The sequence below is a fragment of the Thalassotalea eurytherma genome (assembly GCF_030161415.1).
Taxonomy (GTDB): domain Bacteria; phylum Pseudomonadota; class Gammaproteobacteria; order Enterobacterales; family Alteromonadaceae; genus Thalassotalea_G; species Thalassotalea_G eurytherma.
Genome location: NZ_BSSU01000001.1, coordinates 145,912 through 162,257, shown reverse-complemented (window position 1 = coordinate 162,257; position 16,346 = coordinate 145,912). Strand labels below are relative to the sequence as shown.

At 40.1% G+C, this 16,346-nt stretch carries 14 protein-coding genes and 1 riboswitch; of the genes, 3 read left to right on the top strand and 11 right to left on the bottom strand.

The genetic code is table 11. The features are described 5' to 3' along the window. The first annotated feature begins 1 nt into the window (after position 1). A riboswitch (cyclic di-GMP riboswitch) is annotated at positions 2 to 86 on the top strand. Between the two features lie 169 nt (positions 87 to 255). After that, positions 256 to 2,025, bottom strand: a complete 1,770-nt coding sequence (locus QQK02_RS00715; protein ID WP_284206011.1) for a DUF885 domain-containing protein — start codon at positions 2,023 to 2,025, stop codon at positions 256 to 258. A 252-nt stretch (positions 2,026 to 2,277) separates the two neighbouring features. On the opposite strand from QQK02_RS00715, the gene QQK02_RS00710 reads away from it, so the two are divergent. Continuing rightward, the gene (locus tag QQK02_RS00710; RefSeq protein ID WP_284206010.1) at positions 2,278 to 3,246 is read left to right on the top strand and encodes a GGDEF domain-containing protein; all 969 of its coding nucleotides are present in this window, start codon (positions 2,278 to 2,280) and stop codon (positions 3,244 to 3,246) included. On the opposite strand, the gene QQK02_RS00705 is transcribed toward QQK02_RS00710, so the two are convergent. From QQK02_RS00705 to QQK02_RS00690, 4 genes are all read right to left on the bottom strand, one after another. After that, positions 3,236 to 3,697, bottom strand: a complete 462-nt coding sequence (locus QQK02_RS00705) for a DUF523 domain-containing protein (protein WP_284206009.1) — start codon at positions 3,695 to 3,697, stop codon at positions 3,236 to 3,238. The two genes, QQK02_RS00710 and QQK02_RS00705, sit on opposite strands and share 11 nt — an antisense overlap. Positions 3,698 to 3,715: 18 nt before the next feature. Continuing rightward, positions 3,716 to 5,227 carry a GGDEF domain-containing protein gene (locus QQK02_RS00700; RefSeq protein ID WP_284206008.1) on the bottom strand — a complete coding sequence of 504 codons (1,512 nt, stop codon included), beginning with the start codon at positions 5,225 to 5,227 and terminating at the stop codon, positions 3,716 to 3,718. Between the two features lie 159 nt (positions 5,228 to 5,386). After that, positions 5,387 to 5,695: a DUF3630 family protein gene (locus tag QQK02_RS00695; protein ID WP_284206007.1), complete on the bottom strand. Its 309-nt coding sequence runs from the start codon at positions 5,693 to 5,695 to the stop codon at positions 5,387 to 5,389. Further along, the gene (locus QQK02_RS00690; protein WP_284206006.1) at positions 5,683 to 7,155 is read right to left on the bottom strand and encodes a protein adenylyltransferase SelO; all 1,473 of its coding nucleotides are present in this window, start codon (positions 7,153 to 7,155) and stop codon (positions 5,683 to 5,685) included. Before QQK02_RS00690 ends, QQK02_RS00695 begins: the two co-directional genes overlap by 13 nt. A 158-nt stretch (positions 7,156 to 7,313) precedes the next feature. Between QQK02_RS00690 and QQK02_RS00685 the strand changes: the two genes are divergently transcribed. Continuing rightward, positions 7,314 to 7,613, top strand: a complete 300-nt coding sequence (locus QQK02_RS00685; protein WP_284206005.1) for a c-type cytochrome — start codon at positions 7,314 to 7,316, stop codon at positions 7,611 to 7,613. A gap of 54 nt (positions 7,614 to 7,667) precedes the next feature. On the opposite strand, the gene recQ is transcribed toward QQK02_RS00685, so the two are convergent. Then, positions 7,668 to 9,512 (bottom strand): DNA helicase RecQ, encoded by a 1,845-nt coding sequence (gene recQ / locus QQK02_RS00680; RefSeq protein WP_284206004.1) that lies wholly within the window; start codon positions 9,510 to 9,512, stop codon positions 7,668 to 7,670. Between the two features lie 109 nt (positions 9,513 to 9,621). Between recQ and rarD the strand changes: the two genes are divergently transcribed. Next, positions 9,622 to 10,557 (top strand): EamA family transporter RarD, encoded by a 936-nt coding sequence (rarD, locus tag QQK02_RS00675; RefSeq protein ID WP_284206003.1) that lies wholly within the window; start codon positions 9,622 to 9,624, stop codon positions 10,555 to 10,557. 25 nt (positions 10,558 to 10,582) lie between these two features. On the opposite strand, the gene QQK02_RS00670 is transcribed toward rarD, so the two are convergent. Genes QQK02_RS00670 through dapF form a run of 5 tightly spaced genes read right to left on the bottom strand, consistent with a single transcriptional unit; the run spans position 10,583 to position 16,336 of the window. Continuing rightward, positions 10,583 to 11,839, bottom strand: a complete 1,257-nt coding sequence (locus tag QQK02_RS00670) for a diguanylate cyclase (RefSeq protein WP_284206002.1) — start codon at positions 11,837 to 11,839, stop codon at positions 10,583 to 10,585. A gap of 13 nt (positions 11,840 to 11,852) precedes the next feature. Next, positions 11,853 to 14,030, bottom strand: a complete 2,178-nt coding sequence (gene uvrD, locus QQK02_RS00665) for a DNA helicase II (protein ID WP_284206001.1) — start codon at positions 14,028 to 14,030, stop codon at positions 11,853 to 11,855. A gap of 18 nt (positions 14,031 to 14,048) precedes the next feature. Next, on the bottom strand, positions 14,049 to 14,768 hold the full coding sequence (locus QQK02_RS00660; protein WP_284206000.1) for an HAD-IA family hydrolase: 720 nt from the start codon (positions 14,766 to 14,768) through the stop codon (positions 14,049 to 14,051). 3 nt (positions 14,769 to 14,771) lie between these two features. Beyond that, positions 14,772 to 15,509, bottom strand: a complete 738-nt coding sequence (locus QQK02_RS00655) for a DUF484 family protein (RefSeq protein ID WP_284205999.1) — start codon at positions 15,507 to 15,509, stop codon at positions 14,772 to 14,774. Beyond that, entirely contained in the window at positions 15,506 to 16,336 is an 831-nt protein-coding gene (gene dapF, locus QQK02_RS00650; RefSeq protein ID WP_284205998.1) for a diaminopimelate epimerase, read from the bottom strand. The genes QQK02_RS00655 and dapF overlap by 4 nt, the downstream gene beginning before the upstream one ends. Positions 16,337 to 16,346 lie beyond the last annotated feature (10 nt).

The following is a 16,346-nucleotide window of genomic DNA, read 5'->3' as shown; positions in this document are numbered from 1 at the left end:
TTACTCGAAAAGGCAAATTTGGTGAAAGCCAAAGACGCAAAGTTACCGGTCTAAGGGCATATGCCTAAGACAGCGGAACTACCGAAATTGATATAGTGGGGGCTTATCTCTTTTGATGGGACCAATGTTTCCGGTACTTTGCTGCTTCCTTTTCTGATTTTCCCAATTGGTATGATTACGCCCTGTACCACAGGCGAGTATCTCTCATTATCGCGAGAGGCACATGACATGCTGTACCTCTAATTAATCGTTCAATTAACTACTTAGTTTTGCTTCTTGTTGACTAATGTAGCTTTCAATTAACTGCTCAAGCATTGACAACGGCATAGAGCCATTCTTCAATACTTCATCATGAAATTCTCGTAAATCGAAATGCTCACCTAGCCTTTGTTCAGCATCTTTTCTTAAGCGCTTAATAGTTAACTCGCCAATCTTGTATGACAGCGCTTGGCCCGGCCAAGAAATATATCGATCGATTTCGGTAGTTACATTATGTAAAGACAGTGCAGTGTTGCTCGCCAAAAAGTCGATAGCTTGTTGCCTTGTCCAGCCCATTTGGTGCATACCTGTATCTACCACTAATCGAGCAGCTCGCCACATTTCGTAGGTTAGGCGACCAAAGTCACTGTAGGGATCTTGATAGAAACCGGCTTCAATACCTAAATACTCAGAATATAATCCCCAACCCTCACCAAATGCTGAGATATAAGTTTGGTTTCTAAATTTTGGTACATTTTTCATTTCACGGGCAATAGAGCCCTGTAAATGATGCCCCGGAACAGCTTCATGCAACGTTAAAGCTTCTAAAACATAAAGAGGTCGTCTATCTAAACGGTAGGTATTTACCCAGTAATTTCCTGGCTGATCATCTCGTGAAGGGCCTGAATAACGACCTGTTGTATATTTAGGTGCGATATTAGCAGGCACTTCAATGACACCATAAGGCGTTCTTGGTAACGTTTTAAATAAACTCGGTAACTTCGCGTCCATTTTCTTAGCAATGAACGAAGCCTCTTTTAATAAATCTTCAGGTGTTTTTGCATAAAACTGCTCATCTGTGCGCAGAAACTCAACGAACTCTGCAAAACTGCCTTCAAATTTTACCGAGTCAATAATCGCCTGCATTTCTGCACGAATACGTTTGACTTCTTTGAGTCCAATTTCATGGACTTCTTGAGCACTAATATCAAGCGTTGTGTAGTGCTTTACTCGGTTATCGTAAAACGCTAAGCCGTTAGGCATTGCGCTTGCGGCAATGTTGTCTCGCGTATTGGGAATATATTCGTTAACCATAAAGTCGTAATATTTTTGATAGCTCGGGTAGACAAGATTTTTAATCGTCGACTTTGCCTGAGCCTTAAGGGCAACCTTCGTTTCATCATCAAGATGTGCAGGCATATTATTAAATGGTCGGTAATACGTACTTTGTTCAACATCTTCTTTTATGAACGCGGCAATTGACTGTTCGTAACCTTTAAGTACAGCTTTAGGTTGGGTAATACCTTCAGCTAAACCCTTCTCCATCCAAGCCATTTGTTGATCAAAATACCTAGGCATTTCAGTCAAACGCGCTAGATAATCTTGATAATCTTGCTCGTTTGTCATTTTCGTACTTGAGCTTATCCAGCTAATATATGCGTGAAAACCTGATTCAGCAGTAAAGGGGGTGTAATGAGACTTAAACTGGTATAAATCGAGATCATTCTTAACTCTGTAACTTAACACGGCAAAATTAATTTGTTGCTCAGTGTCAAGTTGCTCACTATCTATCATCAACAACGATTGGTAAATCGCATTCAGTTGTTGATTTTTATTCGCTAAATTGTCTGCAGACAAGTCAGGTAATCGTGCATTATCACCACCAGATTCAGCATTATTTAACGGGCTACTCGATTTAACGAATTCATGATAATTATTAATTACTTGAGCAAGCTTTTCTGGTTCACTTTGTGATGGGCTTTGTGTGTTCTGACAACCGCCTAATACGAGGGTTAGTGCAACAAAGCTCCAGGTTAAAAATCGCATACGATACACCTTTAATTATTTTCATTAAGTCTACCCACTATGTTAGCTTGCACCAAGTATTTAGTCTGATTAAAACAGCCACTAAACGGGTTGGTTGTAAAAAAAACGTAAACAAACTACCCTCAAGAGCTAATTTTTAGATAAAAAAACTAGCAGTTTGATTAACTTTGCTAGAGAATAGCTTTAGAACAATAATAAATTATCCGTAATACTTTGAAGTATATAGATTCCATTCAACAAGCTAATAAAAAAATGGCACTAGCTTCTCAACAGCTAGATGAATGGGTACTCCCTGCAAATCCTATAAATTACACCATCAGCTACGAATATGTTGAAGGTAAAAACAAACCACTGATCCAAGCGGTTAAGCAACGCTTACTCGAAGGAAAAACCCTCGATAACTTTTCAATGGAAGAGTGTTACAAGCAATTTATATTAGGACAAAGTAACTTTCGTGATGAACTGATTGATGACATGGCCGATGTTGTCACCCAAGTCGATCAAAGTGCTCAACAATCTTCACAGCAAGTTGAGCGATTTATTAGTAAGCTTGATGCCAATCTGAATCAGGTAACAACACAACTTCCGGAAGCCTCGCGTCAAGCGGTCAATAATATTAGGCGCGCCTCTGATGACTTCAAATCTCAACAACAATCCTTAATTGAGCGACTTATTGAGTCACAACAAAAAGCGCGCGCATTAAAAACAGAGCTAGATAAAGTTAAGCAGGAAATCTACCTTGATCCAATTACAGGTATGTATAATCGCAAAGCACTGCACAAGCATTTAGATAGTTGGCATAAAGAAGATCCTAGCCGTCAACTCGCCGCGATTGTGATAAGCATCGACCAATTTAAGGAATTCCATGACAAATTTGGTCCACTGATAGGCAATGTGATGCTATCAAAAATAGCGCAAAAAGTCAGTAGCTATGTTGATGACAGTGGCTTACCTGTGCGCACAACCAATGACGAATTTTTGATCTTTATTCCAGATATCGACAAAGGGGTAGCGGGAGAAATTGCAGAAAAGATCAGACAGGGTGTTGAAAAGCTGAGGTTTATTAGTAGTAAATCAGGTGTAAGGTTCCCCAAAATGACGATTTCATTAGGGGTAAATAATTTTACAGTATCGGAATCACCAACGGGTTTAATCGTTAAAGCGCGTCAAATTCTTAATGGTAAAGATGACAGTTCATCAAACCAAGTTATTATTGCCTAGCAATTTCAGACACTAACTGCGCTATCGTATCCTCTGAATACACTGAAACTCCATATTCCGACAACAGCTTTGCCGTTATGCCTTGTCCATTTATTTTTTGATTCGTGAAACTGCCATCATAAACTTTATGACTGCCGCACGACGGACTAGATTCTTTAAGTAACGCATAGCCAATGTTGTGTTTGTTACATAACGCCAACGCAAGCTCAGCACCACGTATAAATTGTGGTGTCACGTCTATGCCGTCTTCAGTCAATACTTTTTGTAATGATTGATTTAATTCTGCAGGAGGTCTTGGAATAGGTAAGCCACCAGCTACTTCAGGGCAAATACTAATTAAACGCCCCTCGCTTTGCCAATGGTCAATCACGGAATGTATCAGTGGCTTTGATTGACCATCATAACGAACTGGCTGGCCAAGTAAGCAGCTACTAATAAGGATTTTTTTCATAACGATTACAGCGACAGGCTAGTTTGCTTGATCTTGATGTTGCTCTTCTACTTCACAAACAACAACTTGATTTCGACCGTTGTTTTTCGCTTGATATAAAGCTTGGTCAGACAAATGTAGCAGTTTAGTACCCGTAACACCATTTCTTGGATACATTGCAATACCGATAGATGTCGTTAATGTATCTATTTGTTGTTGCTGATGGCAAATAACTAAGTCTTCAATGAGCTCTCGCAGTTTCTCAGCTAACAGGTACGCTTCTCGTAAATTGGTGTCGGGGCAAATAATACAAAACTCTTCACCACCGTAACGACAAGCAACATCAGAAAGGCGTAAGTTGTGTTTAAAGACATCAGCAACCATTTTCAACACTAAATCGCCAACATCGTGCCCATAATTATCATTGAGCCGTTTAAAGTAATCTAAATCAATCATCAAAATAGCCAGTGTCGATTTATAGCGAATTGCACCACTTAAACTTTTTTCTAAAGCTTCGGTTAAGAATCGGCGATTGTACAAGTTGGTCAGCGGGTCTCGAATAACTTTTTCTTTTAAATCAGTCTTTAGCTGTAGATTGATTAAAGCAATATTCAATTGAGAGACATACTTAATAATATGCTCGATATCTTCTTTGCAAATTCTATTGCGATCATGTTTTAAATGCAGTGCGCCATATTGTTCACTGCCATTCATCAATGCGACAATTAGCGATCGGTTCCGCACAGAATAAAAGTGATTCATTAGTTGCTTGGTGCGGTGTGATTTGTGCCACGCATCTGTCATTAACACACGACTTGTATAAGCGCTATTTCGCCCCCAACTTGCAAAGGGTTTTAGTGCTGAATTTGACGATTCGACAAACAAAATAGAGCCAGAATAGCCAACAAATATATGCGGAAATGCGCGCTTAATTTCATTAGCCGCTTGCGCCAAATTATCAAGCTGATTTATCGAAGAAGTGAGCTCATGCATCAAGGTGATTTCACGTGTTCGGACGTTAACTTGATGTTCTTGAATCTGTTTAGCCTGCTCTACAGAAATATTTATATATTTCCTAAAACCAAATAACATTAACAAGATCACGGCTAACGTTGAAATAGCGACTCTAACGATAAGTTGCTGATCGTTATGCCATGCAAATTGCGCCTCATTTTTACTCAGTGAGAGTAATAAAGAAGACTCTTTATTGAGGGGGCTAATATAGTGCCAGTAGTCAGTTGAGGTTAAAAATACAGGGCGTGCTAACGCAGAAAGATTTAAGACTTCGTGACTAATAGTAAAATTATCTGAGTCACTAAATGAACTATTCTTAAAGGGTTTATCTACAGAGATGACATTGAACGCGAGTGCGTCTGGCAGTTGTTTTTTATGTTGAAGCTTTTTAAATTGTTGATTAACTTGTTGATCCGGCGCTAACTTTATTTCATCTAATGTTGATGCTCTATTGTCTTGTGATGCGAGCAGAACATTGACGATTTCAATAAGCCTGTATCGTACGCGTTGCTCATTATTTTGCTCGTGCTGCCACACGAACCCGACCAAGATGACAATATAAACCATCAAGGGAGCTAGTATAGGTAGGATGTAATCAGTAACACGATACTTCATTTGATTATTGTAAAAACTTCTAAGAGTTATATTTTTTACGCCATTCAATCTAGTATAGCTATAGTTTATTTTTTCGCCAATTTATATTTTATTGTTTTCATAGAGATGAAGTAGCGCGTGACTATCTTCCTGGTTCACCACTTCTAACCAACAAGACTGACTATATACTTCGAAATTCAACAAATAATCATCATTGTCGAGTCTAAAATGCACAGTTTCTAAATCAGCGCCTAAAGCATGCTCAATAACTTGGCCTTTGCCAATGCAGTTAAAAACGCAGGCGATTAAATCTCCAATATCATCTTGATCCCATGGCAACTGGAAACCGAGTAATATAAAGGGTTTATCTTCATTTTTTTGATAATTAAACTGCTGGATTAACTGCTGCATGAAATATTTAACTCCTTACTCCAATCTGGTGCCGTCTTCGCGTATGCATTGTAACGAACTTGCTCGTCGAATGGCTTTGACAATAATGCGGTGAGTTGAGAAATTTCCTGATAATCGCCGACATAAGCACTTTGAATTGCACTTTGCGCTAGATAGTTGCGCAATATGTATTTAGGGTTAGCGTTATTTTGACGTTGAATACGACTACTTTCATTCATAGTGTCAGCAAGTAGTCTAGTGCGATAGCTTTCAAGCCATTTAACCATAGGGCCTGAGTCGCTAAATTCAGCCAATAACGCTTGGCAAGCCTGATTATTTTGATCAGAGCAACTCACTTGATTCAGCATTCTAAACACGCGCGTATAATCGGCTTGTTGTTGCTCCATCAAGGCAAACAGCTGACCTAACAATTGATTATCACTGTCCTGCCATTTTTCTATTCCCAGCTTCGTTGCCATTAGCTCGTTATAATGCGCTACAAGTTCCTGCTCATACGTTGCTAATGCGCCTCTGATTTGGGTAGCACTCAACCATGCAGAAAACGTATACGCTAAGGCATTTAAGTTCCACAATCCGATATTGGGTTGTTGTTCAAAAGCATAACGGCCGGTGTGATCAGAATGATTACTGATAAACGCTGGTTGGTAAGTATCTAGAAAACCAAATGGGCCATAATCAATTGTTAACCCTAGTATCGACATATTATCCGTATTTAACACGCCATGAGTAAAGCCTACCGACTGCCATTTGGCAATCAAATGAGCAGTCCGTTTAACGATCTCAAGGAGCATCGCTAAATGTTTATCCTCAGCGTCATTAGCTTCTGTAAAATAATGAGTTAAACAAAAATCCGCTAGTTGGTTGAGCGTTTCTATATCATTGCTATGGAAGAAGTATTCAAAATGACCAAATCGAATATGACTTTCAGCAAAGCGCGTTAATATAGCTCCAGGTTCTGGCTTTTCCCGATAGACAACATCAGATGTACTGGTAATAGCCAACGCTCGAGTTGTTGGTATATTGAGATGATGTAACGCCTCACTAGCTAAAAACTCACGAATTGTAGAGCGCAGCACAGCTCGACCGTCTCCGTGTCGAGAGTATGGTGTTACACCAGCGCCTTTGAGCTGTAATTCATAGTACTTATCATCTGGCGTTTGTATTTCGCCAATCCCTAATGCACGACCATCGCCTAGTTGAGAGACAAACTGGCCGAACTGATGACCTGCATAAACTTGTGCAATACTATAGCCCTGTTCAGGCAACTTTTGCCCACTAATAAAAGCAAGAAAATCATCTTGTTGAGTGACATTATCATCAAGGTGCAAGGTTTTTAGGGCCGCGGGGCTAACGCAAACGAGGTGGTTATTGCTAAAAGGCGAGACCTTAGCATATTGATAAGCCACAGGGATTGCGTTATAAAATCGATTGGTAAATGAAAAGTTGCGTTGCGTTGCCATTATTTTCCTAGCAAAAGTAGCAATATTCGTATGATACTTTGTTTTAGAACAAAAAGTTCACTAAAGAACGATAAAAATAATCAACGACAGGCATGTTGTTTTTCCCTATAATTGTTAATAGAAAAATTATATTTATTTTTAAAAGAGAGATATTAGCTATGAAAAAAATGATCTTAGCTGCAGCAGCAACAATTGTTATGGCTTCTCCAGCATTCGCAGGCGACCCTGCAATCGGCAAAACTAAATCAGCAACTTGTGCAGCGTGTCACGGTGCTAACGGTATTTCTGCTATTCCAATGTATCCAAACCTAGCAGGCCAAAAAGAAGCGTATATTGCAAAGCAACTACGTGATTTTAAATCTGGCGCTCGTAAAGACCCAGTAATGGCACCTATGGCTATGGCAATTGCTGACGAAGATATTGAGCACGTAGCTGCTTACTTCGCTAGCTTAAAATAAGCCAACTCTTTTTGTAAAAAAGCGCCTTTAGGGCGCTTTTTTTTGTATTCGTTATTAATTCAGATGCTCTTGTATAACCGATAAGAAGGCATCACCATAGCGTGATAGCTTCGTATCACCGACCCCTGACACGGTTAACATTGCTTGTGATGTTGTTGGTTTTATTTTTGACATGTCAGATAAAGTCGCGTCGTTGAATACTATGTATGGTGCAATATCTTCAGCTTCAGCGATTGTTTTACGTAAGTGTCGTAACTTGCTAAATAATTGGCGATCATAAACTTTCTTCTCTTTTTGATCGTGGCGCCAATAGCTCGCATTTTGTAAACGTGGAGAAGCTAACATAAGTGGTTCTTGGCCTTTCAATACTCCGTGTGAAGCCTGCGTTAAGCAAAGCGCTGAGCGATTCGTAATGTCTTGCTGCAGATAACCTAAGTGAATAAGTTGACGAATAATAGAGAACCAATAGCCCGGTGTTTTATCTTTGCCAATACCAAAGGTTGATACCTGATCATGACCATGTTTTTTAATCGCGTCATTCGTGACGCCACGCAACACATCAATGACGTACTTAATATCGCCCGTTTGATTAATGCGATAAACACAAGAGAGCACCATCTGAGCAACTTTTGTTGCATCAAATTGACTTGGTGGATCAAGGCAAATATCACAATTACCACATGCCTCTTTGGTAAATTGTGCAAAATAGTTCAATACCACTTTACGTCGACAAGTTTGCGCTTCAACAAACCCGTTTATCGCTTGAAAGCGTTGCATTTCAACATCAACACGTTGTTCGTTGTCACCATCATTGATGCGCTTTTTAATGCGTTCTACATCTTTATCATCATGTAAAATTAATGCTTCTGCCGGCAAGCCATCGCGCCCAGCACGACCAATTTCTTGGTAATATGATTCAAGCGTTCTTGGCGGCTCAAAATGAATAACAAAACGAATATTAGGCTTATTAATACCTAAACCAAACGCGACTGTTGCCACGACGATTTGTAGTTGGTCTTTAATAAATCGATCTTGAACACTGTTTCGGATCTCTATTGGCAAGCCAGCATGATAAGCATCAGCATCAATCCCTTGCCCTTTTAAGTATTCCGTTAACCGTTCAACCTGCCAGCGACTATTACAATAGATAACGCCATTGTCTTGGTTCTGTTTTTTGATATAACGGGTAATTTGCTGATCACCGTTGTATTTTTCTGCCAACGTCAATCGAATGTTTGGTCGATCAAAACAGCCTAAGTGGATGTATGGATCAATTAAATTAAGTTGGCTAAGAATATCTTTGCGCGTTGCGACATCTGCTGTTGCCGTTAATGCCATAACAGGCACCTGAGGAAAGTGCTCTTTAACTAAGCGTAAATTGGTGTAAGCAGGTCTGAAGTCATGACCCCATTGGGAGATACAATGTGCTTCATCGATTGCAAATAAACTAATATGTAAATCTGACAAACCCATTAAAAAATAATGATTGTTAAGACGCTCTGGCGCTACATAAAGTAATTTGATTTGACCATGGGCAATACCCTCAAAAATCTGCTTCGTCGTTTGTTGATCAACATTTGAGTTGATATAGGCTGCACCAATACCTTGACGCACTAAACCATCAACTTGGTCTTTCATCAACGCGATTAGTGGTGAAACGACAATCGTTAAACCTGGCAATAGGCTTGCAGGCAATTGATAACATAGTGATTTACCTGCGCCGGTAGGCATCAGTACTAGCGCATCTCTGCCCTGATAAACACTTTCAATAACTTCAGCTTGGCCTTCACGCAAAGTTGAATAACCAAATTGATGTTTAAGCGCTTGGGTAATTTCGTCTAATGAAAATGCTAGAGGTGCTGACACAGTTACTGAACAGATGGATATGAGTAATGACATTTTACCTGACTGCCGCTAGAAATATAGTGATTATTCTTGTTTTTCGCATGTCTTAATTCAACGTGTTAATAACTTGATATCAACGTATCCAAAATGCTAGCACAGTGCTATGATGCGCCTCTTTTTATTGCTCTTTAATCAAGTAAATATGACGACAGCTCACGAGACTCGCTCTGGAATAATAAATGCAGTTGCAGCCTATTCAATGTGGGGCTTTGCACCTTTATATTTTAAGTTAATTGCTGATATCGCTTCAGGTGAAATTTTGGTTCACCGAATAGTGTGGTCATCATTACTACTGCTGATTCTATTGATTGCTATGCGAAAAATTCCAGCAATGTTCAAAGCAATTAAGCAATCAAAAACATTGCTGACACTAACCGTTAGCGCCACGTTACTGGCAGGAAATTGGTTTCTCTTTATTTGGGCTGTCAACAATGATCATCTCTTGGATGCCAGCTTAGGTTATTACATAAACCCCCTACTTAATGTCGCTTTAGGCATGATTTTTCTTGGTGAAAAATTACGAAAATTGCAAGTTGTCGCCGTTGCATTAGCCGTTATTGGTGTTGCGATTCAAATCATTATGCTCGGCTCAATTCCCGTCATATCTTTTGCCCTTGCTGGCTCGTTTGCTTTCTACGGCTTAATCAGAAAAAAGCTTGCCGTTGATACGTTTATTGGTTTGTTTTTAGAGTCGTTATTGATGCTGCCGATTGCGATTTTGGCATGGGTCTACTTTATAGAAAGCCCTACCGTTAATATGTTTGCTAATTCAGCTACCCTAAATACCTTGCTCATTTGTGCCGGTATTGTTACGACAGCCCCTTTATTATGCTTTACGGCTGCTGCAAAACGCCTGCCTTTATCAACACTTGGTTTTTTCCAATATATCGGTCCAAGTATTATGTTTTTGCTGGCTACATTTCATTACGAAGAACCGCTCTCTTTGGCTAAGTTACTGACTTTTGCTTTTATCTGGAGCGCATTGGCGACCTATAGCTACGACTCTTATCGCAGGCAAAAAAAAGCCCGCTCTAGTTAGCGGGCTTAACTCAATTTATAAACGCTTATTCGTTATCATCACCAAAAACAACAACCTGGTTTCGACCATTTTCCTTCGCGTTATAAAGCGCTTTGTCAGCTAAGTTTAATTGCTGTGCTACGCCAGCTTTAGTGTTCATAGCTACGCCAATACTTACCGAAACCGATACCGCATTGTCTTCAAACGGAATTTGCTGAATTGATAATTCTCGACGGAAGTCATCTAATTTTGCATACATTTGATCTTCGTTTAGGCCAGCTAAAACAACAGCAAATTCTTCTCCCCCCATACGACCTAAGACACTCGAGCCTAAATACTTTCGCATATATAACGAGACAACTTTTAAAATATGGTCGCCCGCTTCATGGCCATAATTGTCATTTATTGATTTAAAATGGTCTAAATCAATCATTGCTGCACAATAAGGTACGTTCGACTTTAAACACTTAGCAACCAATTGCTGTGCTTGTTGGAAAAATGCACGACGATTAGGTAGGTCTGTTAGATAATCCGTATTAGCCGCATGCTTTATTTGCTCAATATGATTCAAGCTCTCAATATTTTGAGTGATTCGACAATAAAACTCTTCTGGACAGAAAGGCTTTCTTAAAAAGTCATCAGCGCCATTTTTGATAAATCGAGCAGAATGAATCCCTGAAGCAGCACCAGAAATACCAATAATCGACAACTGGTCACGGTTATACGATTTACGAATTTCATTGGTTAAAGCAATACCGTCCATTTCTGGCATTTCTAAATCAGTAATAACCATTTTAATGTTCGAATTGGCCGTTAAAATTTCCAACGCCTCCACGCCGTTTTTGGCACCATAGGTTTTAAAATTTCGACGCTTTAATAACTCTGTTACGTGTTTACGCGCCGACAAAGAATCGTCTACGACTAAAACACCTGTACTGCTGTTCGTTGTTTGCCAATGTAAAATTCGCTTCAAGTATAAAAATGCTTGGCTATTTTCTTTTGGAATATAATCAATAACTGGTAGTGCTAAAATGCGGTCACGTGTTTTGTCATCCATTTTGCCCGTTAATACAAGGCTTGGAATTTGGTGAGCTAATACCAACTCGATAGCCTGTCCATCAGGCGCATCTGGTAACGCATAGTCGATAGTTGCTGCAAAAAACTCGTGATCTGAGTTTAAAATTGACTCTACTTCAGACAACGTTTTGGCTAATACCACATTAAAATCTAGTGCTTCACCAATTTGTCTTATCACCGACGCGATCGGCTTACTGTCTTCAACGACTAATAAGTTTCTTGCCATAGTATAACTACTCTCAATTTACTGCTTGAAGGTTAGCGTAAGCAACAACAAGCCATTTGCTGCCGAACTGATCAAAGTTCACTTGTATACGGCTTTGTGCACCGCTACCTTCATAATTTAGTACAACCCCTTCGCCAAATTTGGCGTGAATTACCTGTTGCCCTAAGGCAAAACCTGTATTTTCAAAACTTTCCGTTGTAAAGGTTGATGAAAACCTGCCACTTGCCACAGGACGACTTACTTGCTGCTGTAATCGAATCTCTTCAATACACTCGCTTGGTAGCTCACGAATAAAGCGACTTTGCTTATGATATTTTTCTTGTCCGTATAATCGACGCGACTCTGCATGACATAAGTATAGCTTCTCCATGGCGCGTGTCATGCCAACGTAACATAATCGCCTTTCTTCCTCTAATCGACCGATCTCTTCTGCTGACTGTTGCGATGGAAACATGCCTTCCTCTAGGCCTGCGATAAACACTAATTTAAACTCCAAACCTTTAGCACTGTGCATCGTCATCAATTGCACAGCAGGCTCGTAATCATCTGCCTGGCTTTCACCAGCTTCAAGTGCAGCATGAGTTAAAAAAGCATTTAGATCTGTCATTTCTTCTTCAAGAACAGGATCTTTTTCAAACGTTTGGCAAGCAGTCACTAATTCATTTAAGTTTTCGATACGTGCCTGTGCCCGTTCGCCTTTTTCAGCTTCGTACATGGCCTTCAAACCACTGTTTTTAATAACGAAGTTTGCTTGCTGATCAAGGTTTAAGTGCATTGCATCGTCTTCAAGCTGGTCAATTAAATCAATAAATCCTTTTATTGTTTTAGCGCTTCTACCTTTAAGTTCTTCGTTAGTTAGCATGTGCTGACATGCTTGCCACATCGTCATTTCAAGACTTCTAGCGGCATCTCTTACTAAGCTTAATGTTGTATTACCAATACCACGAGTAGGCGTGTTAACGACTCGTTCAAAAGCAGCATCATCATCACGGTTAGCTATCAGGCGTAAATAGGCCAGCGCATCTTTAATTTCTTGGCGTTCGAAGAAGCGTAAGCCACCATAGATACGATACGGAAGTTGCTCTTTTAATAGCGCCTCTTCTAATAATCGAGATTGTGCATTGCTACGGTATAAAATGGCGACATCATCTAATGAGCCATTTTGCTCTCGCCAGCTAATAATGCGACCAGCAATAAAGCGTGCTTCATCAAGTTCATTAAATGCCGTGTAAATTGAAATTTTCTCGCCTTCACCATCTTCCGTCCAAAGGTCTTTACCTAAACGATTGTTGTTATTACTGATCAAATGGTTTGCAGCTTTTAAAATATTCGCAGTAGATCGGTAATTTTGTTCTAAACGAATTGTCTGTGCGCCGGGAAAATCCTTCAAAAAACGTTGAATATTTTCAATTTTGGCGCCACGCCAGCCATAAATAGATTGGTCATCATCGCCAACAATCATGACTTTGCCCTGTTCTGCGCCTAACAAGCTTAACCAAGCATACTGAATTGCGTTGGTATCTTGAAATTCGTCAACCAAGACATGACGAAATCTTTGCTGATAATGGTGCAACAATACGGGGTTATTTAGCCACAATTCATGTGCTCTAAGCAGCAGTTCGGCAAAATCAACTAAGCCAGCACGATCACAAGCATCTTGATAAGCTTGATAAACCTTAACAAACATTTGTTCACTTGGATCATAGCTTTGTTCGATATGTTGAGGGCGAATTCCTTCATCCTTCTTACCATTGATGTACCATTGAATTTGTTTTGCAGGCCAACGTTTCTCATCAACATTTAGCGCTTTTAAAATGCGCTTGATCAGTCGTGATTGGTCATCGGAATCAAGCACTTGGAAATTTTGCGGTAACTTAGCTTCTTGGAAGTGCATCCGTAACAACCGATGCGCTAAACCATGGAAAGTACCAATCCACATGCCGTGAACACCACCACCTGTTGTTTGTTCAACACGCGCTCGCATTTCAGCTGCCGCTTTATTGGTGAAGGTTACGGCTAAAATACTATGTGCTGAAGCTTGCTCTACTTTCATCAGCCACGCAATGCGATGAACGAGAACACGTGTTTTTCCGCTGCCGGCACCTGCAAGTACCAACATATTTTGTAATGGGGCAGCAACAGCTTCGCGTTGCTTATCATTTAAGCCATCAATTAATTCAGATACGTCCATTATGGGATCTCGAGTTACCTAGTGAGGTAAACGTAAAAGTTGTTCTATATTTGATATTTCGATATTAGGAAGCACTTTAATCGGTTTACCAACATCGTATTGATTCAACCACACACTTTGGCAGCCGGCGCGTATAGCGCCAAAAATATCTGCACGACCACAGTCGCCAACATGTAGCAATTGCGAAGGTGTTATCTCTAATGCTTGGCAGGCTTGACGAAACATATCACCATCGGGTTTTTGTAAGTTGCCATTCCCCGCCATAAAAACATGCTGAAAATAGGGAGACAAACCAACGCGCTCAACATCAACATTGCCATTAGTAATAGCAACTAATGGGAATTTTGTCGTTAATTTAGCTAAGAATTCTTGTACTTGTTCGCCAACATGGAAACTGCTGCGCTGTTGCAAGAAATAGTTCAACGCTTGTTTGGCTAGTTCACTAGCAAGCGATTCATCTAAACCAAGTTGACACAAAGCATGGCGATAAATAACAAAGCGCGCTTGCGTTACATCGTGTTTAATTTCAGGCGTTATTTTTACGACTTCTTGACGATATGGCCACCAAAATTTCGCACTATAATCCTGCGCAGGTAAACCATGTGCCGTGAGTACTTCGTTGAAGTATTGATTCATAGCCGCATCAGCGGCAACCATATGTTCTCGATTACTGTATAAGGTGTCATCAAGATCAAAGCTCAGTGCTTTTACCGGCAGCAATCGTCGATAAAATTTCATCGGCTACGACTCAAGTTGTTGACCAAGTAATTTACCCACTAGCTTTCTAAATTGCTCAAGTAGCAAGGTATCCATCGTTGGATCAAAATGCTCAGCATCTTTTGAGCTTATCGCTATGAAGCCTAAGTCTTCTTCATTATTAACAAGCTTAATTAAAACTACTGAGCCAGAGCATGACTCTGAAAAGATCAGTTCTTGTTCATTTTGAACAATGCGACCAAAGTAATAATCTTCTTTCGTTAATCGGTTTTGCATGACGCCTAAGCAATCGTTTTTGCTTACGTTTTGATGATCGAGTGCATGATTTTTGAGCCACAACTTACAATCTGAAAGCGATAATAACTGTGTGCACGCTTGATGAATACAATCAATAATTTCGGCGGCACTTTGACAGTCGATCATGCGCATATACATATCACTATACAAAAAGAACAAACGCTCATTTTGTTGAGCTGTCACCATTAAGTGGGTGATTTCTTCTTCTAGGTTTTGTACTTTTTCACGCAATAGTTGTTGCTGACGCTCGACAAGCGATACAACACCTCGTTGTTCGTCATGTAATCGTAAGCCACTAATCAAATCAGTATGGCGCTGAAAGAAGTCTGGATGCTGGCTAATAAAATCAGCAACAAGTTGTTCAGTTGCTTGTTCGCCCACTTTTTCAATCACTTCATCGGCAACGCCTTCGATGTCTGCAAGCAGTCGTTTATGGGTATTTTGAAGGTTGTTGTCTTTATTCATAAGTGTAATTGTCCATCGAATACATGTACTGCCGGTCCCGACATTTTGACGGAATGTCCAGGGCCCTTCCAAAAAATACGTAGTTTACCACCTGGCAACTCTACCGTTACTTGGTTAGCGAGTTTTTTCTGGATTTGACCAACAACAACCGCAGCACATGCGCCACTGCCACACGCCAAGGTTTCACCCGCGCCTCGCTCATAAACACGTAATTTTATATATTTTTCTGAGACGATTTCCATAAAGCCAACATTGGCTTGTTTTGGAAAGCGTTCATGATGTGAGATTTCATCGCCAAGCGTTTCTACTGGTGCATTGTCAACATCTTCAACCGTTACCACACAATGAGGATTTCCCATTGAAACAGCCCCACAAAATACAGTTTCTTCTTCAGTCAGTAAGATGTAGGTCCCTTCTTTTTTCTGCGCTTGAAAAGGGATTTGGTTTGGTTCAAGTTGAGGCACTGGCATATGCACGGAAATATTACCGTCACGTTCGACAAACAATGTCATTTTGCCTGATTGTGTTGATACTTTGATTTTCGTTTTATTGGTTAAACCTTTCAAACGAACAAATTTAGCAAAACATCGCGCACCGTTTCCGCACTGACTGACCTCACTACCATCTGCATTAAAAATACGGTAATGAAAATCTAAATCGGGGTCGTATGGTGGCTCCACCACTAACAGTTGATCAAAACCAACACCAAAATGTCGATTGGCCAACTGTTTAATTTGTTCATTCGACAAAAACACATTTTGGGTAACGTTATCTAAGACAAGAAAGTCATTACCTAAACCGTGCATTTTCGAGAAATTTACTAACATAGTGCTCTTC

Bases quoted from the DNA above. Each gene is read 5' to 3' on its own strand.
- dapF (WP_284205998.1), bottom strand. From the start codon at position 16,336: ATGTTAGTAAATTTCTCGAAAATGCACGGTTTAGGTAATGACTTTCTT.
- QQK02_RS00695 (WP_284206007.1), bottom strand. From the start codon at position 5,695: ATGCAGCAGTTAATCCAGCAGTTTAATTATCAAAAAAATGAAGATAAA.
- QQK02_RS00690 (WP_284206006.1), bottom strand. From the start codon at position 7,155: ATGGCAACGCAACGCAACTTTTCATTTACCAATCGATTTTATAACGCA.
- recQ (WP_284206004.1), bottom strand. From the start codon at position 9,512: ATGTCATTACTCATATCCATCTGTTCAGTAACTGTGTCAGCACCTCTA.
- QQK02_RS00715 (WP_284206011.1), bottom strand. From the start codon at position 2,025: ATGCGATTTTTAACCTGGAGCTTTGTTGCACTAACCCTCGTATTAGGC.
- QQK02_RS00670 (WP_284206002.1), bottom strand. From the start codon at position 11,839: ATGGCAAGAAACTTATTAGTCGTTGAAGACAGTAAGCCGATCGCGTCG.
- uvrD (WP_284206001.1), bottom strand. From the start codon at position 14,030: ATGGACGTATCTGAATTAATTGATGGCTTAAATGATAAGCAACGCGAA.
- QQK02_RS00660 (WP_284206000.1), bottom strand. From the start codon at position 14,768: ATGAAATTTTATCGACGATTGCTGCCGGTAAAAGCACTGAGCTTTGAT.
- QQK02_RS00705 (WP_284206009.1), bottom strand. From the start codon at position 3,697: ATGAAAAAAATCCTTATTAGTAGCTGCTTACTTGGCCAGCCAGTTCGT.
- QQK02_RS00655 (WP_284205999.1), bottom strand. From the start codon at position 15,509: ATGAATAAAGACAACAACCTTCAAAATACCCATAAACGACTGCTTGCA.
- QQK02_RS00710 (WP_284206010.1), top strand. From the start codon at position 2,278: ATGGCACTAGCTTCTCAACAGCTAGATGAATGGGTACTCCCTGCAAAT.
- rarD (WP_284206003.1), top strand. From the start codon at position 9,622: ATGATGCGCCTCTTTTTATTGCTCTTTAATCAAGTAAATATGACGACA.
- QQK02_RS00685 (WP_284206005.1), top strand. From the start codon at position 7,314: ATGAAAAAAATGATCTTAGCTGCAGCAGCAACAATTGTTATGGCTTCT.